Source organism: Streptomyces sp. NPDC102258 (assembly GCF_055584685.1).
Genome location: NZ_JBVJLO010000018.1, coordinates 60,165 through 84,876, shown reverse-complemented (window position 1 = coordinate 84,876; position 24,712 = coordinate 60,165). Strand labels below are relative to the sequence as shown.

Annotated in this window: 22 protein-coding genes; 7 read left to right on the top strand and 15 right to left on the bottom strand. The window is 70.5% G+C overall.

Annotated features, from left to right (window positions below; translation table 11 throughout):
* Nucleotides 1-33: 33 nt before the first annotated feature.
* Entirely contained in the window at nucleotides 34-573 is a 540-nt protein-coding gene (locus ACZ6ZT_RS26570; RefSeq protein WP_469722442.1) for a GNAT family N-acetyltransferase, read from the top strand.
* Between the two features lie 216 nt (nucleotides 574-789).
* On the opposite strand, the gene ACZ6ZT_RS26565 is transcribed toward ACZ6ZT_RS26570, so the two are convergent.
* The 3 genes from ACZ6ZT_RS26565 to ACZ6ZT_RS26555 form a co-directional block, all read right to left on the bottom strand.
* Nucleotides 790-1,617 carry a protein kinase family protein gene (locus tag ACZ6ZT_RS26565; protein ID WP_469722441.1) on the bottom strand — a complete coding sequence of 276 codons (828 nt, stop codon included), beginning with the start codon at nucleotides 1,615-1,617 and terminating at the stop codon, nucleotides 790-792.
* Nucleotides 1,618-1,695: 78 nt separating this feature from the next.
* A complete protein-coding gene (locus tag ACZ6ZT_RS26560; RefSeq protein WP_469722440.1) occupies nucleotides 1,696-2,139 on the bottom strand; it encodes a glycine-rich domain-containing protein in 444 nt (147 codons plus the stop codon).
* A gap of 169 nt (nucleotides 2,140-2,308) precedes the next feature.
* Nucleotides 2,309-2,467, bottom strand: coding sequence for a hypothetical protein (locus tag ACZ6ZT_RS26555; protein WP_469722439.1), 159 nt, complete (start codon nucleotides 2,465-2,467; stop codon nucleotides 2,309-2,311).
* Between the two features lie 224 nt (nucleotides 2,468-2,691).
* Here ACZ6ZT_RS26555 and ACZ6ZT_RS26550 point away from each other — a divergent pair, with 224 nt between their 5' ends.
* The gene (locus ACZ6ZT_RS26550; protein ID WP_469722438.1) at nucleotides 2,692-4,032 is read left to right on the top strand and encodes a tetratricopeptide repeat protein; all 1,341 of its coding nucleotides are present in this window, start codon (nucleotides 2,692-2,694) and stop codon (nucleotides 4,030-4,032) included.
* Nucleotides 4,033-4,928: 896 nt separating this feature from the next.
* Here the strand turns inward: ACZ6ZT_RS26550 and ACZ6ZT_RS26545 are convergent.
* The 6 genes from ACZ6ZT_RS26545 to ACZ6ZT_RS26520 all read right to left on the bottom strand — a co-directional run bounded on the left by ACZ6ZT_RS26545 (nucleotide 4,929) and on the right by ACZ6ZT_RS26520 (nucleotide 11,237).
* Nucleotides 4,929-5,285, bottom strand: coding sequence for a P27 family phage terminase small subunit (locus ACZ6ZT_RS26545; protein WP_469722437.1), 357 nt, complete (start codon nucleotides 5,283-5,285; stop codon nucleotides 4,929-4,931).
* A 280-nt stretch (nucleotides 5,286-5,565) separates the two neighbouring features.
* Nucleotides 5,566-6,432 carry a hypothetical protein gene (locus ACZ6ZT_RS26540; protein ID WP_469722436.1) on the bottom strand — a complete coding sequence of 289 codons (867 nt, stop codon included), beginning with the start codon at nucleotides 6,430-6,432 and terminating at the stop codon, nucleotides 5,566-5,568.
* 28 nt (nucleotides 6,433-6,460) lie between these two features.
* On the bottom strand, nucleotides 6,461-6,865 hold the full coding sequence (locus ACZ6ZT_RS26535; RefSeq protein WP_469722434.1) for a hypothetical protein: 405 nt from the start codon (nucleotides 6,863-6,865) through the stop codon (nucleotides 6,461-6,463).
* A 529-nt stretch (nucleotides 6,866-7,394) separates the two neighbouring features.
* Entirely contained in the window at nucleotides 7,395-8,846 is a 1,452-nt protein-coding gene (locus tag ACZ6ZT_RS26530; RefSeq protein WP_469722433.1) for a DNA primase family protein, read from the bottom strand.
* Nucleotides 8,843-9,067: a hypothetical protein gene (locus tag ACZ6ZT_RS26525; RefSeq protein ID WP_469722432.1), complete on the bottom strand. Its 225-nt coding sequence runs from the start codon at nucleotides 9,065-9,067 to the stop codon at nucleotides 8,843-8,845. Before ACZ6ZT_RS26525 ends, ACZ6ZT_RS26530 begins: the two co-directional genes overlap by 4 nt.
* A gap of 463 nt (nucleotides 9,068-9,530) precedes the next feature.
* Nucleotides 9,531-11,237, bottom strand: a complete 1,707-nt coding sequence (locus tag ACZ6ZT_RS26520; protein WP_469722431.1) for a recombinase family protein — start codon at nucleotides 11,235-11,237, stop codon at nucleotides 9,531-9,533.
* A 118-nt stretch (nucleotides 11,238-11,355) separates the two neighbouring features.
* Between ACZ6ZT_RS26520 and ACZ6ZT_RS26515 the strand changes: the two genes are divergently transcribed.
* Both ACZ6ZT_RS26515 and ACZ6ZT_RS26510 read left to right on the top strand, forming a co-directional pair.
* Nucleotides 11,356-12,057, top strand: a complete 702-nt coding sequence (locus ACZ6ZT_RS26515) for a DsbA family oxidoreductase (protein WP_469722430.1) — start codon at nucleotides 11,356-11,358, stop codon at nucleotides 12,055-12,057.
* Between the two features lie 134 nt (nucleotides 12,058-12,191).
* The gene (locus ACZ6ZT_RS26510) at nucleotides 12,192-13,265 is read left to right on the top strand and encodes an aminotransferase class V-fold PLP-dependent enzyme (RefSeq protein ID WP_469722532.1); all 1,074 of its coding nucleotides are present in this window, start codon (nucleotides 12,192-12,194) and stop codon (nucleotides 13,263-13,265) included.
* Between the two features lie 36 nt (nucleotides 13,266-13,301).
* Here the strand turns inward: ACZ6ZT_RS26510 and ACZ6ZT_RS26505 are convergent, their stop codons facing one another.
* Nucleotides 13,302-14,375: an aminotransferase class V-fold PLP-dependent enzyme gene (locus ACZ6ZT_RS26505; RefSeq protein WP_469722429.1), complete on the bottom strand. Its 1,074-nt coding sequence runs from the start codon at nucleotides 14,373-14,375 to the stop codon at nucleotides 13,302-13,304.
* 66 nt (nucleotides 14,376-14,441) lie between these two features.
* Here ACZ6ZT_RS26505 and ACZ6ZT_RS26500 point away from each other — a divergent pair, with 66 nt between their 5' ends.
* Entirely contained in the window at nucleotides 14,442-15,536 is a 1,095-nt protein-coding gene (locus tag ACZ6ZT_RS26500; RefSeq protein WP_469722428.1) for an amidohydrolase family protein, read from the top strand.
* A 308-nt stretch (nucleotides 15,537-15,844) separates the two neighbouring features.
* Entirely contained in the window at nucleotides 15,845-16,795 is a 951-nt protein-coding gene (locus tag ACZ6ZT_RS26495; RefSeq protein ID WP_469722427.1) for an SCO1860 family LAETG-anchored protein, read from the top strand.
* Nucleotides 16,796-16,807: 12 nt separating this feature from the next.
* On the opposite strand, the gene ACZ6ZT_RS26490 is transcribed toward ACZ6ZT_RS26495, so the two are convergent.
* Nucleotides 16,808-18,016 carry a CapA family protein gene (locus ACZ6ZT_RS26490; protein ID WP_469722426.1) on the bottom strand — a complete coding sequence of 403 codons (1,209 nt, stop codon included), beginning with the start codon at nucleotides 18,014-18,016 and terminating at the stop codon, nucleotides 16,808-16,810.
* A 271-nt stretch (nucleotides 18,017-18,287) separates the two neighbouring features.
* Nucleotides 18,288-19,709, bottom strand: a complete 1,422-nt coding sequence (gene cobC, locus ACZ6ZT_RS26485) for an Rv2231c family pyridoxal phosphate-dependent protein CobC (protein ID WP_469722425.1) — start codon at nucleotides 19,707-19,709, stop codon at nucleotides 18,288-18,290.
* 115 nt (nucleotides 19,710-19,824) lie between these two features.
* On the opposite strand from cobC, the gene ACZ6ZT_RS26480 reads away from it, so the two are divergent.
* Entirely contained in the window at nucleotides 19,825-20,562 is a 738-nt protein-coding gene (locus tag ACZ6ZT_RS26480; protein WP_469722424.1) for a ZIP family metal transporter, read from the top strand.
* Between the two features lie 2 nt (nucleotides 20,563-20,564).
* Here ACZ6ZT_RS26480 and ACZ6ZT_RS26475 read toward each other — a convergent pair whose 3' ends face one another.
* From ACZ6ZT_RS26475 to ACZ6ZT_RS26465, 3 genes are read right to left on the bottom strand one after another with little or no spacing between them, the layout of a single operon-like run.
* A complete protein-coding gene (locus ACZ6ZT_RS26475) occupies nucleotides 20,565-21,983 on the bottom strand; it encodes a cobyrinate a,c-diamide synthase (RefSeq protein WP_469722531.1) in 1,419 nt (472 codons plus the stop codon).
* A gap of 5 nt (nucleotides 21,984-21,988) precedes the next feature.
* Complete coding sequence (gene cobO / locus ACZ6ZT_RS26470) at nucleotides 21,989-22,588, bottom strand: cob(I)yrinic acid a,c-diamide adenosyltransferase (protein WP_469722423.1); 600 nt, start codon at nucleotides 22,586-22,588, stop codon at nucleotides 21,989-21,991.
* Nucleotides 22,588-24,690, bottom strand: coding sequence for a putative cobaltochelatase (locus tag ACZ6ZT_RS26465; RefSeq protein WP_469722422.1), 2,103 nt, complete (start codon nucleotides 24,688-24,690; stop codon nucleotides 22,588-22,590). The genes cobO and ACZ6ZT_RS26465 overlap by 1 nt, the downstream gene beginning before the upstream one ends.
* Between the last annotated feature and the right edge of the window lie 22 nt (nucleotides 24,691-24,712).

Below are 24,712 nucleotides of genomic sequence, written 5' to 3'. Positions count from 1 at the left end.
ACCCATCCGGGTTCCCGGCGCGTTCTGCTTGCCGTGATCAGGACCGCGCTCCCCGCCGACGTCGCCGCCATCGCCGCCCTGCACATCCGGGCGCGCGCCACCTATTACCGGGGCCGCGTCCCCGAGCAGGCCTACGCCGGGGAGGGCGAGACGGCCCGCTCCCGCGAGGGCTGGGCGCGGGCGGTGGGCCGGCCCGAGGTCCAGGGCGGGGTGTTCTGCGCCGAGCGGGACGGCGAGGTCACCGGGGTGGCCGCCTACCTCACCGCCGACGGCGTGACCACCCTCACCCAGCTCCACGTCGACCCCGGCCAGTGGCGCCGGGGCACCGGGGCCGCCCTGCACGACGCCTGCGTGGCGGCGTGGCGCCGGGCCGGGATCGAGCGGGTCCGGCTGGAGGTCTACGCCCACAACCTGCGCGCCCAGGCCTTCTACGCCGCCCACGGCTGGCGCCCCGATCCCGCCGAAGCGCCCTCCGGCACCCACAGAACGCTCTGGCTGGAGGTTCCCCGGGACGCCCCCCGAGAGGCGCCCCGCAAGGCGCCGCACGAGGGCCCCCGCGCGTCCGGGGAATGAGACGGGCGGGGCAATGGTTGAACCACAAACCGTTTTGCCCCCGTAAGAACCCCCCGTAAGAACCCGGAGAAGAGAAGGATCATGCGCGTCGAGATCTGGAGCGACATCGCCTGCCCTTGGACCAACGGAACCACAGCTTAGCGCAGGGCAGTTGACCAGCGAGGAAGCCCCGCCGATGCGCCATGGGGAAGCGCACAGACGGGGCCAGACACAGCCCTACAGGGCCGTACTCAGCCTCTCGCAGACCTCGGCGCTGGTAGGCCGGTCAGCGGGCGTACGGCTAAGCATGTGGGGGATGAGACCGCCCAGCGCGCCAGGGACGTCCACGGGGCGGTGAGAGCCCGCCACGATGGCTCGCCGCTGAACCTCCCGGGACGCGTCGTCCGGGTAGACCACATGCCGCCATCCCGTCGCGCTGATGAACAGCGCCGCCCCCAGCGCGTACACGTCCGCTTCCTGCGTCGGCGTCGCCGCTCCCGACTCCAACACGCTGGCCGAGATTTCCGGCGCTTCGTAGTGGACGAGACAGCCCCGGTACGGGAAGTCATAGGCGCGGGGAATGCGCCCACCGCTAGACAACGCAAGATCAATCAGGAACGCCCCACCGAACTCCCCCAGAAGGAAATGGGCAGGTTGCACGTCCCCGTGCGCCCACCCCATCAGGTGCAGTCCCGACAGTGTCACGGCGCACGACAGCGCCTCTTTGAGGTTCGGCTCAGCCTTGCCGTCCCGGCAGGGTGCCCACCGGTCATAGAGGCTGTCGCCACGCCGCCACGGCTGAGCGCCCCACGTGCCGTGTTCCCACTCCCCGCTGAAAATCCGCTCATGGGTGAGCTGTCGCAGAACGGCGGCTTCACGGGCAGGGGCCAGCGCGGTCCATGCATGTGTCCGGCTCGGATAACCGACCTTTACCGCGTACGGACCGACCTCGGTTTTGACCTTCCACACGGACGACCCGCGCCGGTTCAGGACCAGTTCGGCGGGGCCCGGATTGAGGAGTTGCAGCGCACCGTCCGGCGGGCTGTACGGACCATCGAAAATCATGCTTCACCTTCCAACAGCGAGGCCGGTCCCTTGAGTTGAGAACCGACCCCACCATCACCAGTACGGGTCAGCCGGCCGTCAGGCGACCCGGTAGTCGCGCCCGCAGTCAGAGTCGCACTGCGCCGCGTTCTCGCCGTTCACGGTCCACAGCGCATCCAGCACCATGAACCCGTTGGCCTTGATCGCGTGCGCCGTCGCCTGCACCTCCTCCAGCACCCGGCCACCGCCACCGGGGCGCGGGTTGTGCTCCAGGAACCGGCCCGCGTACTTCTCGCAGAACTCGCGGTAGTCGGCGGTGTGCAGGATGAACGAGTGCAGCGCGCCGTCCACGTCGTCGCTCGGGACCATCTTCACCGTGGCCGTGCCGACCGTGGCGAGGAACGCGAGGGCCTGATCGGTCGCGCGCTCCGCCTTCTCCAGGTCGTAGCCGAAGTGGGTCACGGTGAACTCGGCGATGCTGTCGAACAGGTCCGAGCTGACCAGCGCGCGGCCGGTCCGAAGGTCGTTCGCGGTTGCCGTCATGGCTGTGCCTCCTTGTGGTGGATGAGCTGTTGCGCAGCGCTTCGAACGAGGACGGGAGCCGCACGCCATATGGCCGCCTCCCACTCCCGGGCCTCCCGCTCCGCGAGGATCTGCACCAATCCGGCGTCGATCTCCGCGCGCTGTTCCGGGGTGAACCTGAGGAGACCTCTCACATCCGCTCCCTTATCCGCTGGCTCGTGTTGGCGGTGACCACAGCGGCGCTCAGGGCGTCCGACTGGTAAGCGGCTTTCAGGCTCTCCGGGTCGGCCTCCCACTCCCGGCCACCGTTCAGCGGGCGGAGTTGGTAGCGCGGTCCCACGTGGCCCATGACGCGGCCTACGCGGCCCGTGGAGACGTCTAGCGCCGTTTCCCCCGCCTCCCAGTCCCGGGGGTGCTCACGTGCGCTCTCAGGGCTGCTCATGGCTGCACCTCTCGTGCTCGTTCGGCTGCTCACAGAAGGCAACCGCGTGACCACGGCAGAGCGGTACCGTTGCAACAGCGCCAGGACTTAAGAGCTTTAAGCGGCTTGAAGACGTGGGGAGTTGATGACCGGTGGCCAGTCCCAACGAATCGCTTGCCCGACTGCACCGGGAAACCGGCTGGACGCTGCGCCAGTTCGCCCAAGAGGTCAACAAGCTGGGCACCGAGCGGGGGACGCCTCTCAAATACCGTGAACCCTCAGTGCACCAGTGGCTCAACGGGCACATGCCGAAAGAGATCGTCCGCCCGCTGATCTTGGAAGCATTGGCCCGGAAGCTCGGCCGCCCCGTCACGCACAGCGAAGCGGGATTCCCGCCCCCTCCCGCCGAAGAGTCCAGCGCGCTCCCCAGTACCGTGGAAGGGCTGCTAGACCTGGGGAGGCAAGATATGGACCCGTCACGCCGGAGCGTGCTCGGAGTTGGTCTGTTCTCTGTCGCCCTCACCGTGCCCAATTGGCCGGACGTGGTCGGTCGAATGGAAGCAGCCCAACGGGGCGAGGCACAGCGCATCGGAATGTCCGACGTTCAATCGGTCATTGCCATGACTGAACGCCTATCAGACATTGATGACCAATTTGGGGGACGGACAGCGCGGCCGATGGCTGCCGCCTATTTGGTCAATACCGTGGCTCCCTATCTGCGCGCTGACGCTCCGGACAATGTCCGCAAGGCGATGATGGCTGCTGCTTCGGATCTCTCATACCTCACGGGATATATGGCCGTTGATGAGGGCGTTCATGGGATGGCACAGCGCTATTACCTGAAAGCGCTTGAACTCGCCGGGGCGTCCGAGGATCACCTCACGTTCTGCACCACTCTCCGGGGAATGAGCGTTCAGGCCGTGGACCTCGGACACGGGTCCGAAGCATTGCGCCTCGCCGACGCTGCCGCCGCTTCTTCCCCGCAGGCCGGTCCCCGAATGCGTGCGTTCCTCGCCGGACAGCAGGCGCACGCAGCCGCGCAAGAGGGCAACGGACGCATGGCCCTACAGCGCATCCGGGAGGCCGAGACCGCCATGGAAAAGGCCGAGTCTCAGTCCAAGACTTTCGGGTCCTACAACCCTTCCTCGCTGGCGTACCACGTGGGCCAAGTTCGGTACGCGCTTGGGGACTTGGCGGGCTCTGTCGAATCTCTCAAGGAATCGAACCGAATGCGCCCCAGCACGTTTCGGCGGACGAGCATTCGCTATCTGTCCATGCTGGCCGAACGGCAACTAGAAGTCGGCCACCTAGAGGCAGCGTGCGAAACGTGGGGAAGCGTTCTGGAGATATACCCGCTCGTTCAGTCCGGACAGTGCGACCGCAGCATTACCGCGATGCACAGCCGCATTCGCCCGTACTTGAAGAACCACACAGCGCGGGATCTGTATGAGCGCGCACGGATGGTGACGCCCCCGCACTTGCTCCCCGCCTAGGAATCGAAGGGGCGCGAAACCCTTGGGGCGTCCGGGCTCACCCTGCTCGCCGGCTCAGGTTTCCGCCCATTCCCGCCTTCGGTTCAGAGGGTGCGGCGTCCAAGCATCTAACGATCCGTCAGATATGGGCGGGAGCGGTTCCGGATGACCTGGCTTGTCCCCAGCCCTTGGGGCACGCAAAAGCCCCCGACGATCGACCCACAGCGGGGCCAGTCATCGGGGGCTACACCTCCCAACGTTAGGAGGTGGTCATCGAGAGCCGCAGTTCCGGGGTCGTCCCTCGCGGCGTGCCGGACGGCCCGGCATGAGTCGGGGCGGGGCGGGTTGCCGGACAGCGCGGGAGCGGGGGAAGCGCCACGCCACCTTGCCCGGCAGCGCCGGTTCCTCGGACGGCTCCCAGCCATTCGGACCGAGGACTACGCGGGTCGGTTGCATGGCGTCAGGCCCGCCCGTATGCGTCGAATAGATCCTCTAGCGCGGACAGGGCCCAAGGATCATGCAGGCCAGTCGCGAGAATTTCCGAGAACACCGCCGCGTCAGTGTCGGCATTCCGCCCGAATGCTGCACCGCCCTCGCTGAATGCGATAAAGGCTCGATGCCACTTGCGGCAATGGGTACTGCACCATGGCTTGAATGACTGCCTACCACTGCGGAATTGGCGTGGATTCACGCAGCCGCGCCGGATGCATATCATGGATTCATACATTCGCGGCCTCCGTCACAACAGCGCCGACATGTAATGAAAACGCTTGGCCCATTCCTGTGCTTCCACCTCTAGCCTGTTATCGGAAAGAGGGCGGGTGAAATCTCGCACCTGTAGGAAATGGCCAGCAGTTACGTACCGGCGCGCTAGCTCAACCTCCACAGCGGAAGGGCCGGTATCAATTAGTGCATCATTACGCCGACGCCGAGCCAATCGAACGCACCCCCCAACGCGCCCGATTCATTGCGCGAGCGGCAGCGGACGCCGAACCCTTGCCGGTCCCACTTTCGGCATCGCTCAGACCGAGGGAACGCACCAGCGCCATGAACGACCCTTCGGCGGCGCGCAGTTCCTTTAGTGAGGGATTCGGGTACAGGCCACCCCGGATTCCCCGGACGATTACGCCGCGCGTATTCACGTCGTGCTCTAGTCCCTGGATCTGATCTAGAACAGCGCAGGCCCGGTCAAGGGTGGTGACCTCGTACGACTCTAGGTCGAACTCATCGACCACGGCCCGGCGGAATTCCGCGCTGATCTTCTGGTTACTCATCGTGCCCCCTTCCGGGGATTTGGTATCTGCGCTGGTCACAGCGGGTTAACTGGTTCTGGTGCTCCGGACGGAGAATCTGGGGTGCTATACGCTTGCGGTCCGGAAAGGAGCCTTTCTTGGGGTACCCCCCAGGAGGGTCGTCACTTTCCGTGGTCCCAGCCGGCCGTCACCTAGCGTGAAAAGCGAGACGAACTCAGGGATTCGCGGCGCGAGGAATGTAGCACCAGGGCAGCGAGCGGGGCCGGTGACTAGTGCCGGGCCGACCCCGCATCTAAGATCGTCAGACCATCCGGCTACTGACAATCCCGTCAGCCGAATAGTGGTTCTGCCGGGCCTGGTCAATCTGTGCCTTAACCTTTTCGGCCGTCTCAATCGCCGTAGCGTTGATCTCATCCATGGGTGCGGTCAGGAACTCACCCGAAACGAACGGGTCTGTCTCGCTCACCTGCCGAGAAATAATGTCGATGGCAGATGATAGGTCGGCCTGCCCCCAACCCTTTCCGGTAAGCACCAAGTAACCCTGGGCGTCCTCGGGGATATCGAGTAGGCCACCCATGGTCAGCGAGTGGAGCACACCGAATCGACGGCGAGTCTCGCCAATGGCACCAGCTACAGCGGAGAATGCCTTAGCGGCCCGCTTCCGCTGCGCATCGAATTCAGCGATGACGGTCTCGCGATACTCGTTCAGGAACCCGCGATCCTTTAGCAGGGCCTCGTATTCGGCACGCGCTCGGCGGAGATCCGTCACGGTCTCACTCAGGGCCAGCGAGCAACCCTCTAGAGCTGCGTCAGCCTCGAATGCCTTAGCGGCCGTAGCCGGTGCCTTAGTGCCATTTCGCAGCGCCTCAGCGTGAGCCTTGGCGGCATTCTGGCGAATGTCCTCGGCCTCGGTCTCTAGCTCGTTCCAGCGGGCTTCTAGGTCGTCGCAAATGCCGCTCAGTTCCTGCACCTTGGCCCAACGCTCGACGGCCACGGCCGGAGCTAGGTCACAGTGCCACGGGTCAATGCCGAGTAGCTGCGCCTCATCGGTCCAAATATCCTCGGGCCGCTTTGCGCGCTGGACAACGCGCTCTAGTTCGGTGATCCGCTTCTTAGCAGCGTCGGAGTAAGACAGCGCAATGCGCATGTCCTGGTTTGCTAGTTCCATCGGGGTTTCCTCTCGGGTGGTGTGGTTATCAGCGGCGGGAAATGCGGGCGGCTAGTTCCTCGCCCTCGGCGCGCTTTAGGTATTCGTCACGCCGCTTTTCCCAAGCCCCCTGTTCAGCGGATGCCTCGAAAATATCGTGGTCGAGGTCATCGGGGCCCGGAAGACCAAGAGGCCACGGCTCCGGATCATCAGCGCGGAACGAAAGCAGCTTCACCGCGCGCTCATCCCGCTCACGCGAGGACTGATCCCACTCGCGGCTGTGCTGTGCCTTGCGCTGTTCTCGCTCGCGCGCTTCCGCCTTTTCCGCGTAGTAGTCGGAGTAATCCGAGGTGTTAGCCCTCGGGCCGCGTGCGCGAGATCGGCGGTCGGCCTGTTCTCTGTCGTAGTAGGTACTGCCACCGCTGGTGATCTCGGCGCCACTCCAACTCGCCATAGTGAATTCCTCTCGGGTATGCAAAAGGCCCCCTTACTCGCCGGATCTCTGTCACAGATCACAGCGGGCAAGGGGGCCCATCGGGGAGGAGTACGCCGACTATGCGCGCGTGACTACAACTCGCCGAAGATTTACGGGGATTGCGGGTGACAGCCGCAGGACGAGGGGTCGTCTACCACCTCCTAACGTTAGGAGGTGCCGACGAGCGGACCGGCTGAGGAGAGCCAACCGGCCACGCGCCGACCGAGAGGAGAACCGAGGTTCCCGGAGACGAGAGGTAACGCCCTCATGGTCCAGAGAGTGAGTTGGTAAAGCGCGGAAGTGGAAAGGCTCGGAAATGCGAGCGCCCACCCAAGATCGTTACCGAGCCGTGACGGCCGGCTGGGGGGCAGCGGGAAAGGCGCGCATTTGCGGAGGGTGGGTAACAGATTTCTTGCTACCTGTACCTTCTTCCCATACGTATATAGGAGCTAGGTACAGGTAACAGCTTTTCTGTTACCGCCCTCCCGCTAAAGCGTCCCTTTCGCTGTCAGCGCTGCGTCTGGTCGAGAATCCCCGGCCCGAACGCCTCGGCAAGGTGCGCGGGCGGCTCGGATAGGAGGTAGATCCCTCGGTACATCCAGCCCTTGCCCTTGCGCTGGACCTCGGTAACCCCGTTCGTCTTTAGGTGGTTCTTGACGTTGCTCGGGGAGAACTTGGCCGACTTATCGCCGTTGTCATCGCGCCACTGCTTCAACTCGCGGTTGAAGTCGGAGCGTTTTACCTCGCTGTTCTCGTCGTAGGCGAAGACCTCCTCGACAAGGGGCCGCAGCGGGTCTACCTCATCCTTGTGGTGCTCGGTCGCGCGGAGCACGCTTAGCGGGTCGCGTAGCCCCTCGCTGTAGTACCGGACGGCACCGCGCACCACCCACGCGGCCACGCCCTCCCGCTCGGGCCCCTGAATGGTCGGCTCTAGGTCGGGGTCGCGCCGGTCGGCAAAGGAGACGCCGAACAGCATTGCCTTTGTGCGGGCCCACAGCGCGGCTCCGCCGGAACCGAATTCCGGAAGGTAGTTGGTAGCGAGCACGATCGTAAAAGTGGGGTCGAACGAGAACACCTTGCCGTGAAGGTGTCGGGTACTGATTCGGTCCCCGCCGGAAAGGTTCTTGAGTAGTGCTGTATTCATCGGCACGCCCTGGTTGCCTTCCTGCGCGACAACGAGCCGCTTTCCTCGCAGCGCTGCAATCTGCTCTGTGTGGACAGCCTGCCCGCGCACGTTCTCGAAGATGGTGAACGGCACCTCATGGACTACGTCATGCCCGAACACCTTCTGCATGGTGCGAATGGTGGTGCCCTTGCCGTTCCGGCCGTGCTCGCCGTACCAAACACCTAGTGCGTGTTCGCGCACCTCGCCGGTAATCGCCATCCCTAGGAAGGTCTGGTAATACCGCTGTAGGTCAGCGTCGCCGGGGAATACTTCCTCTACGAATCGGAGCCAGCGCGGGCATTCGGCATCGGGCACGTAATCAACGTTCGCCGTCTGCGTGAGCATGTCGGCAGGGTTATGCGGGTGGAGTTCCCCGGTCCGGAGATCCACGGTGCCATTCCGGAAAGTCAGTAGGTGGCGCTGTGCGTCCAGTTCATCGACCGTGGTGCGGAACTGCGGGAGGACGGCCATTTCAGAAACCATCGCGCGGCGCTGGTGATTTACGAGCATCTTGTTAGCCGCTGCTGCTGCCCAATTCATATCGGCGGAGTTTTCGGCACCGTGACGCATGAGCACTCGTGCAGCGTCCGTGACTGCCTGCATTGCCGCGCCGTCGTCGCCGGTCGCTTCCCAGATGCTGCCATTCCAGCGGTACCAACCAACATGCTGGACGTGTCGCAATTCGTGAGCGCACTGGTCGGCAACGAACCGTGCGTAGTTCACGTGGCGGACCTCGGGGTCAATGGTTAGCAGGTCGCGCTGTAGGGTCCAGTAGGAATCATCAAAGGTGGTCACTTGTCGTTCTCCAGGAATGCGAGGGCGGCGGCGGTGTTGCTGGCGTTTCGGTTACGGCGCGGCTTACTTTCGGGAGCGTCGGCCGTTCGGTACGGGTCGGGGAAAACCAGCTCTGTGGTGGGGATCGAGCCGGGCCCGTAGTAATTGAGGGCTTCCAGCTTTTCTTCAACCCACACAATGAGTGCGTCTACGCGGGCGCGCTGCTTTTCTGCTTCGGTCATTTCTCGGTTTCCTCTCGGGGTGTGGCTAGCGGTCGGTGCCGTATGTCTTGCGTTGGTAATAGGACCGGTCACGGCAACTGCGGGAGCACCAGCGGGGCCGCTGTCCCTTGCCGCAGTAGGTCTTGAGGGGCTGTCCGCATTCGCACTTGGCGCGCATGGGCGGACCTCCTTTCCGATGCATCGGAATCAGGGCTAAAGGAAAGGCACCCTCGGGGCGGAAGGTGCCTACGGTGTTGAGAGAGTGTGTAGGTAAAGGGGCAGTAGCTGACGATCCATCAGCTAATTTGCCGGCCGGGACCTGGAGGCTCTGTGCGTCCGCCTGACGGCCTAACAGGTGCGGCCCGGACCTGAGGGGGCCCCGAAGGGTCGGGATGTGCTCAGACGGGTTCCTGCCTCTCCTGGAGGTGCGCAAAGGGCCCCACCCGGATCTCTCCGAGCGGGGCCCTCGCTGACATGTGGCGCTCTAGGCGGCTATCTCTGCCGCCTTACGTCGCTTCCGGGAAACCTCTACGGACTCAACCCCCTTGTCGATCGCTGCCAGCGCCGCCGGGTCCTTTGCGTCGCGCCAATCGACCATCAGTCGGTTAAGGATCGGGGTTCGGTCACCTCGGTACTTGGCCGGTGCCAGCGTGATTCCCCTCGGACCGAGCGTTGCGGCCAACAGTGCGCGCTGTCCGCCGATGCCCGCGTTGACCCAAAGCGCTGTAAGCGCCTCGGGGTCCATGAGCGGGGAAAGGTCTGCCTCGACGGAGAGAACGGCTAGCTCCTCCTTGTGCGCGTCGATTTGGTCGTTTAGCTGACGCCACAGATAGTCATAGTCAGCCTCGGTCATGCGGCCAAGAACAAACCGCTCTTTCTTGAGCTGCATTTCCCGCCCTACGGCCGATTCCAGGGCCGCTTGCACCTCGGCCTTTCGTGCCTCTTTCTCGGGGTCCTTGTAGGAAAGCCAATCCTTGGCGATTGCGTGCAGCGTGTCAGACTCGGGGGAGAGGGAAAGGACGTGATTGATCCACAGCGTCTCAACCGCCGCATCCGCACGCTTACGATCGGTAGATACTCCTGCGCACACAGACGGCCCCTCGTTCTGCCGGATGGCGCAGCGATAGGCGTTCCCGCCGTTGGCTACCCCCACACGGCAATGAGGGCACTTCATTGCCCCTGAGAGCAGCGCGACGGTTTCCCGCTTGCCTCGGGTGCGGTCGCCGATGCTGGTTCCCTTGTGGGCGCGACTCGCAAGAATGGCCTTGATCTTCATGTGTTCCGCGAACGTGATGACACCCTGTCCGCAGGAAATCGGGTGCCCGTTCTTGTCCATGAGGGGAGTCCCGCCACGGTGGTACTTGCCGTTCCAACGCCCCTTGTCGTCCAAGATCCTGTCTCGCTGTGCCACGAGACCCGCCCACGTGACAGAGTGCGCGAGAGCAATGATGCCGGTTGCCTGCCAGTTCTTCCCCGTGCGGGTTTTCAGCCCCTCGCTGTTCAGCTTGTTGGCGATCCAGTTTGGTGTCATGCGGTCAAGCAGGTATTCAGCGATGCGGCGGGCAAGGGGGTATTCCTTGGGGTTGTGAATCAGGGTCTTGCCGCCGGACATTAGGCCGAATGGCGCAACGCCCCCTGTCCAGCCACCCTCAGCCTTGTGGGAGTCCATTCCCAGTTTCGTGAATTCGGCAAGGTCGTTGACCTGTTCCCGGGCCTGTTCGCTGAGGATTGCCAGGATCATGCGCTGTCGGGTGGAGTCGATTCCCTCGGCCACCACGAGAATGCGCGCGGCCATTTCATCGAACGAGTCCAGCAACAGGCCGACCTGCCCCATGCCTCGGCGGGAAAGCCGGGAGGTTTTGAAGACAAGCAGGGTCTTGGACAGCACGCGTTCCACGATTGCAGCGCACGCCTGTTCGAACTCCTCGCGCCGGACGTAGGACTTAGAGGCGGAGCGCTGTTCAAACCAGACGTGCCGAACGGCGATTCCACGGTCACGGGACGCTGTGGCCATGCGGCGTACCTGTTCGCGTAGCGCGCTCAGGGAGTCCTTTTTCTTGCTTCGGCGTACGTACATCTCCGCCAGCGCGGACGGGTCGCCGGTAGCCGGTAGCCAGAGTCCAAGCTCTTTCAGGTCGTCGTCTTTGAACCCGAGAGCCTTGAGGGCGGGGTAGTCGTCTCGCTGCGTCATGGTCCATCCGTTCGCCGAAGGTTGCCGCTCCGGCGTGGGGAGGGCTCTACCGGCGTTCAGAGAGGGCGCAGGTAAAGCGAAAACCGAGGAAATCGGTAAAACCCCAGGTCAGAGCGGTATGGCTTCGTTGGTCCATGGCTGCCCCTGGTGCTACATCGGCAAGGCCCGTTTCACCAAGGGCCTGGACGCCTTCGCGCACCGGGACGAGGTGGAGGTCGTCTTCCGGTCCTTCGAGCTCGACCCGAACGGCGCCAAGGGCGTCACCGCCCCCGTCCTGGAAATGCTGGCCCGCAAGTACGGTCGCACCCTCGACGAGGCGCGCGGCATGGAGGAACACGTCGCGGCCTCCGCCCGCGCCGAGGGGCTGACGTACCGCACCGAGGGCCGGGACCACGGCAACACCTTCGACATCCACCGGCTGCTGCACCTGGCCGCCGCCCGCGGCCGCCAGGAGGAGCTGCTCGACCTCGCCTACCGGGCCAACTTCGCCGAGGAGCGCTCGGTGTTCGACCCCGAGGTGCTGGTCGCGCTCGCCGTCGAGGCCGGGCTGGAGGAGGCGGAGGCCCGCGAGGTCCTCGCCGACGACTCCGCGTACGCCGCCGAGGTGCGGGCCGACGAGCGCGAGGCGGCCGAACTCGGCGCGAGTGCCGTGCCGTTCTTCGTCCTCGACCGCCGCTACGGCATCTCCGGCGGCCAGCCCGCCGAGGTGTTCACCCAGGCGCTGGAGCAGGCCTGGGCCGGACGCGAGCCGCAGGCCGCCCCAGGCGGTGACGCCGAGGCCTGCGAGCCGGACGGGGCCTGCGCCGTTCCCGGGGCGTAGCGACCGCGCGGGGCCGGGCCGCTCACCCACCCGGCCCACCGGCACGTCCCCATAAGGCTCCCTTGGGGGCGGCATACACAACACGGCAATGGACTTTGGGACGCGCGCGGCGCAGAGTGGACGCCATGGACACCATGGACGCCACGGACCTGGATCTCGGTCTCGCCGACCTGTGCCGCGCCGAGTTCGCGCACTCCACCACCTACCTCAACACGGCCACCAGCGGCATCCTCCCGCGTGCCGCCGTCGCCGAGGTACGCGCGCTGGCCGAGGCCGCCGGCGCCGGACTGCCCGCCGGATTCGGCGACTTCGAGCGGGTGAACCGGGTCCGCGCCGCCTTCGCCCGCCTGGTCGGGGTCGACGCCGGACGCGTGGCCGTCGGCTCCTCCGTCGCCGCCCACGTCGGGCTGGTCTCGGCCGCACTGCCGCCCGGCGCCGAAGTCCTCTTCCCCGAGGGCGACTTCGCCTCCGTCATCAACCCGTTCGTGGTGCGCGGCGACCTCAAGGTCCGCTTCGCCCCGCTGGAGTCCCTGGCCGAAGCCGTGGACGCGGACACCGCGCTGGTCGCGCTGAGCGCCGTACAGTCCGCGGACGGCCGCACCGCCGATCTCGCCGCCCTCCGCGCGGCGACGGCCGCGCACGGGGCGCGGATGCTCGTCGACGCCACCCACGCGGTGGGCTGGCTGCCCTTCGACGCCTCGCCGTACGCGTACACGGTCACCGCCGGGTACAAGTGGCTGCTCGGCGGCCGCGGGGCCTCGTACCTCACGGTCTCCGAGGAGGCCCAGAGCGGGCTGGTCCCGCTGCACGCCGGATGGGTGGCGGCGGAGTCGATGTGGGACGCCACCTACGGCCCGATGCGCGAACTGGCCCGGGACGCGCGCCGGTTCGACGAGTCCCCGGCCTTCCTCGCCTACCACGCCGCCGAGCCCTCGCTCGCCCTGCTGGAGCGGATCGGCGTCGAGGCGGTGCATGCCCACGACACCGCCCTCGCGGCCCGCTACCGGGCCGGGCTCGCCCGTCTCGGCCACGAGCCCGTGCCCGGCGGCGCCCCCATCGTCTCCGTGCCCGGCCTCGCCCACCGCCAGGCCGCGCTGCTCGAAGCCGGGGTGGCCACGGCGGCCCGCGCCGGGGCGCTGCGCGCCTCGTTCCACCTGTACAACACCGAGGCGGACGTCGACCGCCTGCTGAACGTCCTGACGGGCTGACCCGCCGCCGCCCGCCCTGCCCCGCCCCGTCCCGCCTTACGCCGCCCAGGCCGCCGAGGCCGCCGTCAGGGCCGGGGACGGGTCGGCGGACAGGGCCGAGGCCAGGGCGCGCAGCGCGCTCTCGACCGCCTCCGGGGAGGCCGCCGGGCCGTAGTGGTTGACCCGGACCATCTCCCCGGCCAGCGCCCCGCCGCCCGCCGCGAGCGGGGCCGCCGGGTCCGCCGACAGGGCCTTCGCCACCACCCGCGAGGCCTCCGCGACGCGCAGCGTGGTCGCCACCGGCGCCGCCTGCGCCGGGTCCCCGACCCACGGGGCCACGCCCAGCGCGGCCGCGCCCGCCCGGGTGGCCCGCGCGGCGGCGGCGTGCCGCCCGAGCACCGCCGCCTGGCCCTCGGCCCCGATCCGGTCCAGGCAGGCCTCCAGCGCCAGCATCTCCAGCTGCGCGGGCGCGTGCGGCAGGGCCGTGCGGCCGGCGTCGATCCAGCGCTCCTTCCAGTCCAGCAGGGAGAGGTACGAGCGGCGCGGCGCCGCCGGGTTGGCGGCGAACCGCTCCCACGCCCGGTCCGAGACCGACACGGCCGACACCCCGGCCGGGCCGCCCATCGCCTTCTGGGCGCCGATCACACACAGGTCCACGCCCCACGCGTCCGGCAGCAGCGGCTCCGCGCCCACCGACGCCACCGCGTCCAGCATGAACAGCGCCCCGTGGGCCCGTACCGCCTCGCCGATCTCCGCGACCGGGTTGGTGTTGCCGGTGGCCGCCTCGGCGTGCACCAGCGAGACGAAGCCGGTCTCCGGGTGGGCGGCCAGCGCGCGGGCCACCTGGTCGCCGTCGACCGCCGTGTCGAAGGGCACCGCCAGGTCCACCACGTCCGCCCCGGCGTCGCGCAGCCAGTTGCCGAAGGTGGTCCCGTACGGCCCGGTCACGATGTTCAGCGCCGTCGAACCGGGCAGCGCCCCGGAGCGGATGCAGCCCTCCAGCGGGAGCAGCGCCTCGCCCTGGGTGATCACCACGTCGTGCCGGGTGCCGAGGAGCCGCGCGACCCCCCGCTCGATCGACGCGAAGTGCTCGGCGGTGAGCGGCGGAAGGTCCAGGAGGGGGTGGGTCACGGCGGTGCTCTCTCTTCGTCCGGGGATACCGGGCGAGCGTACCCAGCGCGCGCGTAGGGTGCCGACATGAGTGATCAGAGCGGTGTGCTCCATGTGAAGGGACGGGTGCTCGTCGGGCCCCACGAGGTGCGCGACGAGCTGTGGATCGTCGGCGGGCGGATCTCCTACGAGCGGCCGCGCGCCGCCCGCGAGGTCACCACCGTCACCGGCTGGGCGCTGCCCGGGCTGGTCGACGCGCACTGCCACGTCGGCCTGGACGCCCACGGTCCGGTCGACGCGCAGACCGCCGAGCGGCAGGCCCTCGCCGACCGGGACGCGGGCACCCTCCTGATCCGCGACGCGGGCTCCCCCTCCGACACCCGCTGGATCGACGAGCGCGCCGACCTGCCGAAGATCATCCGGGCGGGCCGGCACATCGCGCGCACCCGGCGCTACATCCGCAACTACGCGCACGAGATCGAGCCCGCCGACCTGGTCGCGTACGTCGGCCGGGAGGCGCGGCGCGGCGACGGCTGGGTGAAGCTGGTCGGCGACTGGATCGACCGCGAGGCCGGCGACCTGACGGCCTGCTGGCCGCGCGCCGAGGTGGAGGCCGCCATCGCCGAGGCGCACCGGCTCGGCGCCCGCGTCACCGCGCACTGCTTCGCCGAGGACTCGCTGCGCGACCTCGTCGAGGCGGGGATCGACTGCGTCGAGCACGCCACGGGGCTTACGGAGGACACCATTCCGCTGTTCGCGGAGCGCGGGGTGGCCATCGTGCCGACCCTGGTCAACATCGCGACGTTCCCGAAGCTGGCGGCGGGCGGCGAGGCCAAGTTCCCCCGCTGGTCGGCGCACATGCGGCGGCTGCACGAGCGGCGGTACGACACGGTACGGGCGGCCTGGGACGCGGGCGTCCCGGTGTACGTCGGCACCGATGCGGGGGGTTCCCTGCCGCACGGCCTGGTCGCCGCCGAGGTCGAGGAGCTCGTCAAGGCCGGGATCCCGCCGCTGGACGCCCTCGCGGCGACGGCCTGGGCGGCGCGCGCGTGGCTCGGCCGGCCCGGGCTGACCGAGGGGGCGCCGGCCGACCTCGTCGTGTACCCCACCGATCCGCGGGCCGACGTACGGGCGCTGGCGCGGCCGGACCGGGTGATCGTGAACGGTGAGGTCCGCGCGTAAGGGGCGGTGGCGCGGCGGTGGGGGCGGCGGGTTGACGGGGTGGCGTGACGTCGGCGCCCGTGCCTCGTTGAGAACGCCCGGTCAGGGCCCGGGCCGCACCGCCGGTGGGGCGGGGGAGAACTCCCGTGCCGGGTGGGGCGTTTCAAATCGAATATGTGCATGGAAACCACCCTTTGGAGTGAACTCACTTCAGGTGGCCGCCCGTTCACTCATCGTGCGTAAAGATTTCGAGCGTCGAAGCCGTCGGCGCCCGCGATGTCCCCCATTGGCGGGGCGACGGCACCCATCTTCCCGGGGGTTCCACCACCTTGAACAGCAATACCTTCCGCCTGCCCGCGGCCGTCCTGCTCGCCACGGGGGCGGTGGCCCTGCTCACCGCGCCGCCCGCCCTCGCCACGGGCGGCGGCGCCGGAGCGGGCGGGGGCGGGGGCGCCGCCGGCGCCGTCGTCCTGCGCGCCGGACTGGACGTGGGCCTGCTCAACAAGACCGTCCACGTCCCCCTGAAGACCACCCTCAACGAGGTCAGCGCCCCCGCGACCGCCGACAAGACCGCCCTCACCGTCACCCTCGACGGCGCCGAGCAGGGCCGGCCGGTCAACGTGCTCAAGGCCGACGTGGCCACCGCCAAGGCCACCGCCGACGAGCACCGCGCCCAGGCGGAGGTCCAGCTCGCCCACGCGAAGGTGCACGTGCCCGGACTGCCGGCGCTCTCCCTCGTCGAGGTGGAGAAGGTCACCTCCAAGGCCGTCTGCGAGGCCGGGAAGAAGCCGGTCGCGAGCGCGAACGTGCTCGGGTCCGTCACCGCGCTCGGCAAGAAGATCACCCTGACCGCGGGCGGCCCCACCCGGCTCGACGTCCCGGGCGTCGGCCTCGTCAGCCTGGAGCTGTCCGGTACCGAGACCACCTCCACCACCGCCGCCGCGTCCGCGCTCCGGCTGAAGGTGTCGGTGAACCCGCTGAACCTGAACGTCGCCGAGGTCGACGGCGAGGTCGTGCTGGCGGAGGCCCACTGCGAGGCCCCGAAGGGCCCGGCGCCCTCGACCGCCGCCTCGGCGAAGCCGGACGTCAAGCCGCAGATCGCGACGGAGACGGGAACGGGGACGGGAACCGGTACCGGTACCGAGGCCTCCGGCACGCACGCCGACCTGGCCGAGACCGGGGCCGCCTCGGTGACCCCGTACGTCGCGGGCGGTGCGCTGCTGCTGCTCGGCATCGGCGCGGGCGCGCTCGTCGTGACCCGGCGCGGCAGGGCCTCGTAGGACCGTTCCCGCTCACCGGGTGGCGTGCTCCAGGCCCTGATCGGCCGCGCCCCGGGACGTCACGGCCGCGGTGACCTCCTGGTCGGCCCGCGCGTACGCGGCGCGGCGGCCGGCCGGGAGGGCGGGGTCCCCGGCCGCGCAGGAGGCGCAGACCACGCGGAACGGCGGGCCCATGTCCGCGTACTGGGTGAGGTACTCGGCCTTCACCACCGACCAGCGGCCCGGGTGCGCGGTGTCCGGGGCGAAGGTGAAACGGGGGATCGAGGACATGTTGCCGCGGGCCTTGCCGGCCTCGTAGAAGCTGGCCACCTGGTCGCCCATGCCGAACACCACCCAGGTGCCGTTGATCTTCTCGTAGGGCTGCGGCACGTGGTTGTGCGTGCCGAGGACCAGGTCGATGTCGGGCAGGCCGTCGGCGCCGCGGGAGGCGGTCAGGGTCTGCGCGAGGTCACGCTGCCGGCGGTCGGGGGCCGTCTGCCACTCGGTGCCCCAGTGCATGCCGAGGACTACGACGTGCGCGCCCGCCGCGCGGGCCGCACGGGCGTCGGCCACGATCCGCTCCGGGTCGATCAGGTTCACCGCCCAGGGCTTGCCGGCCGGGAGCGGTATCCCGTTCGTGCCGTACGTGTAGTCCAGCTGGGCGACCCGCGCGCCGCCCGCCGTGAGGACGGCGGGGGTCTTGGCCTCGTCGGTCCCGCGCGCCGACCCGACGTGCTTGACGCCGACGCGGTCGAGGTGGTCGAGGGTGCGGACGAGGCCCTCGTAGCCGTCGTCCAGGGTGTGGTTCGAGGCGGTGGAGCAGCTGTCGTACCCGGCGTCCTCCAGGGCGTCGGCCAGCTGGTGGGGGGCCTTGAAGGCGGGGTAGCCGGTGTAGGGGCCGCCGGGGCGTCCGTACGGTATCTCGTGGTGGCATATCGCCAGGTCGGCGGCGGACACGAGGGGCTTCACGCCGGCGAGTATCCGCCGGAAGTCGTACGCCCCGGGAGCGCCGCCCGCGTCGGCCGCGGCGCGCTGGACGATCGAGGGGTACGGGATGATGTCCCCGGTCGCCACCAGGGTGAACGGCCGTCCCGGCGGGGCGGTGGGGGTGACGTCCCGGAGCGGCACCCCGAGCCGCTGCTCGGCCCCGGCGTCCGGCCACCGGGACCCGGCGTAGGCCGCACTCCCGACGACGACCGCCAGCCCGACGACCACGGCCGCCGCCCGCGCCCCTGCTCTCATGCGCCCAGCCTTCCGCCGCCGAACCACTCCGCGCGCCCATCGTAGGTTCCACCCCACCACCCCGCCCCCGGAACCGACGCCCCCCGATACCGGCCCACGGGCGGTCCGCCCTCGGGGGGCCACCTCGCACGTTTCCCGCCCGCCGGGCACCGCCGGTCTGGTCGGACCCGCCGTGCCCGGTCCGGCCCGGCCCGCCTCACGCCTGGCCGACAGGTGTGCCTGATCGCGTGAGCCTGGCCGGGGGCGCCCGGCTGGCGGGCCCGGCGGGCGGTCAGGGGGCGGTCAGCGCGAGGGCGTGGTCCAGGGACTGGAGGAGGCGGCCCGTCGTGGCGCGGTCGCGGACCGCCAGGCGGAGCCAGGAGGCGTCGAGGCCGGGGAAGGTGTCCCCGCGGCGGACCGCGAAGCCGAGCGCGCGCAGCCGGGTGCGGACCTCCGCCGCGCCCGCGATCCGGATCAGCACGAACGGCCCCTCCGCGACCCCCGCCACCGAGACCTCCTCGAACTCCGCGAGCCCGGCCAGCAGGTGCTCCCGGTCCACCGCGATCCGCCGGGCCGCCTCCGCCGCCTCGGCCAGCGCCGCCGGGGCCACGCAGGCCTCCGCCGCCACCAGCGCCGGGGTCGACACCGGCCACAGCGGCTGCGCCGCCGCCAGCCGCGCGATGACCTCCGGTTCGGCCAGTACGTAGCCGATCCGCAGCCCCGCCAGCCCCCAGGTCTTCGTCAGGCTCCGCAGCACCACCAGCCCCGGTACGTCCATCCGCCCGGCCAGGGCCTCCCGTTCGCCCGGGACGGCGTCCATGAACGCCTCGTCCACCACCAGGATCCGCCCCGGCCGCGCCAGCGACTCCAGCACCCCCGCCGGGTGCAGCACCGAGGTGGGGTTGGTCGGGTTCCCGATCACCACCAGGTCGGCGTCCTCCGGCACCGCCGCCGGGTCCAGCCGGAACCCGTCCGACGCCCGCAGCACCACCCGCTCCACCCGGTGCCCGGCATCGCGCAGCGCCGCCTCCGGCTCCGTGAACTGCGGATGCACCACCACCGGCCGGACCGCGCCCAGCGCCCGCGCGATCAGCACGAACGCCTCCGCCGCCCCCGCCGTCAGCAGCACCCGCTCGACCGGCAGCCCGTGCCGCGCGGCCACCGCCGCCCGCGCGGCCCGCCCGTCCGGGTAGGCCGCGAGCGAGCCGAGGCTGTCCGCGATCCGCCGTTTGAGCCACTCCGGCGGGGTCTGCGTACGCACGTTGACCGCCAGGTCCACCAGCGCGCCGCCCGCGTCCACCACCTCCGCGTCCCCGTGGTGGCGCAGGTCGTGCTCCTGCGCCGTGGCCACCGCACAGGTCGCCGCCACCGACCGCCGCTTCGGTACGAGGAGTTCCCCGCCGGCCGCCAGCGCCGCGGCCTCCGCCACCGACGCCGTCCCGGCGGCCTCCCGTACGGTTCCCGAGGGATGCGGTACGGAGATCCGCGCCAGCTCCTGCGCGGGATAGCCGACCAGCGGAACGCCGAAACGTTTCGCCGCGCCCACGATCCCCGCCTCCACGGCCTTCGCCTCCACCGTCGCCAACGCCGTCACGGCGCCGGCGGTCAGCCCGGCCCCCCGCAGCGTCTCCTCGACCAGCGCACAGACCTCCTCGACGGACACGCCCGCCCGTCCGCCGACCCCGACCACCAGCCGCGTCACGTACTCGCCCACCGGGGCCCTCCCTCCGTAGTCACTTGCGCCAGTCTGCCGTCGTCGTCAACACGGCGTCGCCCGCCACCCGGGCGCGGAAGTGCGCGCGCGGCCGCCAGTCGGTATCCAGGGGCACATGGCGGTGATCGTGGCGCTGGGCGCGTTCCTGATGACGCTGGCGGGCGGATGGACGGCGCAGCGCGTCACCGACCGCCGCCACCTCGTGCTGGGCCTGGCCGGCGGGCTGATGCTCGGCGTGGTGGGCCTGGACCTGCTCCCCGAGGCGATGCGCGCCGCCGGGGACGAGCTGTTCGGCGTCCCGCTGGCCCTGCTGCTCTTCGTGACCGGCTTCCTCGTCGCCCACGTCGTGGAACGCCTGCTCGCCGTGCGCCAGGCCGCCCACGGGGCCGAGGACGGCCCCGGGCACGGCCACCGCGTCCCCGAGGTGGGGCTCACCGCGGCCGCCGCGATGGTCGGCCACAGCCTCGCCGACGGGGTGGCGCTGGGCGCCGCCTTCCAGGTCGGCGGGGGCATGGGCCTCGCCGTGGCGCTGGCCGTGGTCACCCACGACTTCGCCGACGGGTTCAACACCTACACCCTCACCACCCTGTACGGGAACGAGCGCCGCAAGGCCCTGAAGATGCTCTTCGCGGACGCGGTGGCGCCGGTCGTGGGGGCCGCGTCCACCCTGCTGTTCACCCTTCCGGAGGAACCGCTCGGGGCCTACCTCGGATTCTTCGGCGGTGTCCTGCTGTACCTGGCCGCCGCCGAGATCCTGCCCGAGGCGCACCACGAACACCCCGCCCTGTCCACGCTGCTGTGCACGGTGGGCGGGGTGGCCGGGATCTGGCTGGTGGTCGGGCTCGCGGACTGACCTCACCCGGCGGCCCGCGCCGCCCGGTCCGAGGCCTCCGCCGCACCCGCTTCCCGCACCGCCGGGGCCGCCCCGGCCGCCCGCGCGAACCGGGCCGCCACCGAGGGCTGCGCCGCCCAGTGCGTGTGCAGGTAGCTGGCGTGCACCCCGTCCCGTACGAAGCCCTCCACGCGCCGCTCCGGACGGACGAACCCCCAGGCCGGTACGGAGCCGGCGCCCGGCTCGATCACCGTCCGGTGGAACTCGTGGCCGCGCAGCCGGGTACCGGCCGCGGCCAGCGAGCTGTCCGACACCGCCACCGCCTCCCGGTAGCCCAGCGTCAGCCGCTCCGACATCCGCGCGTCGGCGTCGAGCACCCCGCACATCGGCTTCCCGTCCAGCGACCGCGCCAGGTACAGCAGCCCGGCGCACTCCGCCGCCACCGGGGCGCCGGAGGCGGCGAAGGCGGCCACCGCCGTCCGCAGCGGCTCGTTCGCGGACAGCTCGGGCGCGTACACCTCGGGGAAACCGCCCCCGATGACCAGCCCGGACGTACCGGCGGGCAGCGCCTCGTCGCGCAGCGGGTCGAAGGTGACGACCTCCGCCCCGGCGGCCGTCAGCAGCTCCGCGTGCTCGGCGTACGAGAAGGTGAAGGCCGGCCCGCCCGCGACGGCGATGACGGGCCGCCGCCCGCCCGGCCCGGCGCCACCGGCCGCCCCCGCCGGCTCCCAGGCCTCGCACGCCAGCGCCGGGGCCGTACGGGCCAGGGCCAGCAGGGCCTCCAGGTCACAGCCGGCCCGGACCTGGTCCGCCAGGGCGGCGACGGCCGCGAGCGCGTCGCTCCGCCGCTCCGCCACCGGCACCAGCCCCAGGTGCCGCGACGGCGTCGCCACCTGCGGAGCCCGCCGCAGTACGCCGAGCACCGGCATCCCGGCCTCCTCCAGCGCCTCCCGCAGCATCGCCTCGTGCCGGTCGGAGCCCACCTTGTTGAGGATGACCCCGCCCAGGCGCACCTGGGGGTCGAAGGAGGCGAAGCCGTGCACCAGCGCGGCCACCGACCGGGACTGCGAGGAGGCGTCCACGACCAGCACCACCGGCGCCCGCAGCAGCTTCGCGACCTGCGCCGTCGACGCCAGCTCACCCCGCCCCGCGGCCCCGTCGTACAGCCCCATGACGCCCTCGACCACGGCGAGGTCGCAGCCCGCGGACCCGTGCGCGAACAGCGGCCCCACCAGCTCCGGCCCGCACAGGAAGGCGTCCAGGTTCCGCCCCGGCCGGCCGGTGGCGAGCGCGTGGTAGCCGGGGTCGATGTAGTCGGGGCCGGCCTTGTGCGGGGACACGGCGAGGCCGCGCTCCGCGAAGGCGGCCATCAGGCCCGTCGCCACGGTGGTCTTGCCGCTGCCGGAGGACGGCGCGGCGATCACCAGCCGGGGCACGTTCACGGACGTCACCACTCGATGCCCTTCTGGCCCTTCTGGCCCGCGTCCATCGGGTGCTTGACCTTGGTCATCTCCGTGACCAGGTCGGCGAACTCCACCAGCTCCGGCGGCGCGTTGCGGCCCGTGATGACCACGTGCTGCGTGCCGGGGCGCGCGCGCAGCACCTCGATCACCTCGTTCACGTCGATCCAGCCCCAGTGCATCGGGTACGCGAACTCGTCGAGCACGTACAGCCGGTGCGTCTCGGCGACCAGGTCGCGCTTGACCTGCTCCCACCCCTCCTTCGCGGCCTGCTCGTTGTCGAGCTGCGCGTCGCGCTGCACCCAGGACCAGCCCTCGCCCATCTTGTGCCAGACGACGCTGCCGCCCTCGCCGGAGGCGCCGAGCACCTTGAGCGCGTTCTCCTCGCCGACCTTCCACTTCGCCGACTTCACGAACTGGAACACCCCGATCGGCCACCCCTGGTTCCAGGCGCGCAGCGCCAGCCCGAAGGCGGCCGTCGACTTGCCCTTGCCCGGGCCGGTGTGGACGAAGACGAGCGGACGGTTGCGGCGCTGACGCGTCGTGAGTCCGTCGTCCGGTACGACGGACGGCTGTCCCTGCGGCATTACGCGGCCCTCCTGGAGGCTTCCGATGACACTGCGGTACGTACGTTCTTCACGAGCCCGGCCAGCGAGTCGGCCCGCAGCCCGTCGAGGGTCACGGCGGGCGCGCCCAGGTCGGCGGCGAGCACCCCGGCCAGCCCCAGCCGGACCGGCCCCGCCTCGCAGTCCACCACCACCGAGGCGATCCCCTCGGCGGCCAGCAGCCGGGCACTGCGCCCCGACAGCTCGCGCGGATCGCCGCCGAGGGCCCCGGCCGAGGTGGCCCGCCCGTCGGTGACGACCACCAGCAGCGGGCGCCGCGAGGGGTCCCGCAGCCGCTCCAGACGCAGCACCTCGTGCGCCTTCAGCAGCCCGGCGGCCAGCGGTGTGCGGCCCCCGGTGGGCAGCCGCTCCAGCCGGGCCGCCGCCGCGTCCACCGAGGAGGTGGGCGGCAGCGCCAGCTCGGCCGAGGCACCCCGGAAGGTGATCAGGCCGACCTTGTCGCGGCGCTGGTAGGCGTCGAGGAGCAGCGATACGACGGCGCCCTTGACGGCGCTCATGCGCTGACGGGCCGCCATGGAGCCGGAGGCGTCGACCACGAAGAGCACGAGGTTGCCCTCGCGGCCCTCCCGGGTGGCCTGGCGCAGGTCGTCCTTGCGGATGACCAGTCCGCGCCCGGCGCGGCCGCGCGCCCTCTGGTGCGGGGCGGCCGCCTGGACGGTGGCGGCCAGGTGCAGCTTCGTCAGGTGCCCGCGGGGGCGCTGGGAGCCGGTGGTGCGGCCGTGCGCGGTGCGGGCGCGCGAACGCCGTCCCGACGCGCCCTCCCCGAGGCCGGGCACGCTGAACGCCTTGGTGCGGAACGGCTCGGAGGCCGCCACGGCGGGCTGCTCGGGGGCCGTGGCGCGCTGGGGGGCGGGCTCCCTCCCGGGGGCTTCGGGAGCGTCGGGGGCCTCGGGAGTTTCGGGCGCCTCCCGGTCGGAGGGGCCGTCGTGCCGGGGCGGGACCCCGCCGCCGTCCCCGTCCGGACCACCGCCGCCGTCCCCGTCGTCTCCGCCGTCCCCGCCGTCGTCCGGGCCCTGGGGCTCGGGGTCGGGTTCCGGCTCCGGCTCCTCGTCGGGGAACCCGTCCAGGATCCGGTCCAGCAGGTCCTCGTCCAGGCCCGGCGCGTCGAAGGGGCTGCGGCGCCGGCGGTGGGGGAGCGCCAGCAGGGCGGCCTGGCGGACGTCCTCCTTGCGGACCTCCGTCCGCCCCGCCCAGGCGGCCAGGGCCGTCGCGGTACGGGCCATCACGATGTCGGCGCGCATCCCGTCGACCTCGAACCCGGCGCAGGCGGCAGCGATCTGGAGCAGCGCGGTGTCCCCGAGGGTGACCTCCGCCAGCAGGGCGCGGGCGGCCACCACCCGGGCGCGCACCTCGCGCTCGTCCCCGGCCCAGCGGACCGCGAAGGCCTCGGGGTCGTCCTCGTAGGAGAGCCGGCGGCGCACCACCTCGACGCGCTGGGCGGGCTCGCGGGAGGCCGCCACCTCGACGGTCAGCCCGAACCGGTCGAGGAGCTGCGGGCGCAGCTCGCCCTCCTCCGGGTTCATCGTGCCGACGAGCAGGAAGCGGGCCGCGTGGCGCACGGAGACCCCCTCGCGCTCGACGTAGGAGGCGCCCATGGCGGCGGCGTCGAGGAGCACGTCCACCAGGTGGTCGTGGAGGAGGTTCACTTCGTCGACGTAGAGGATCCCGCGGTGCGCGTCGGCGAGCAGGCCGGGCTCGAAGGCCTTCACGCCCTCGGCGAGGGCCCGTTCGATGTCCAGGGCGCCCACGAGCCGGTCCTCGGAGGCGCCGACGGGCAGCTCCACCATGCGGGCCGGCCGGTGGGTGCCGGGGCCGGCCTCGTGCGGGCCGTCCGGGCACGACGGGTCGGGCGCGGCCGGCGCACACGAGAACCGGCAGCCGGGAACGACCTCGACCGGGGGCAGCAGCGCGGACAGCGCGCGCACGGTGGTGGACTTGGCGGTCCCCTTCTCCCCGCGCACGAGCACACCGCCGACCGCGGGGCTCACGGCGTTGAGCAGCAGGGCCAACCGCAGGTCGTCCTGCCCCACGACGGCCGAAAACGGAAAGTGGGCGCTGCTCATGAGACGGTCACTCCTTCGAGTG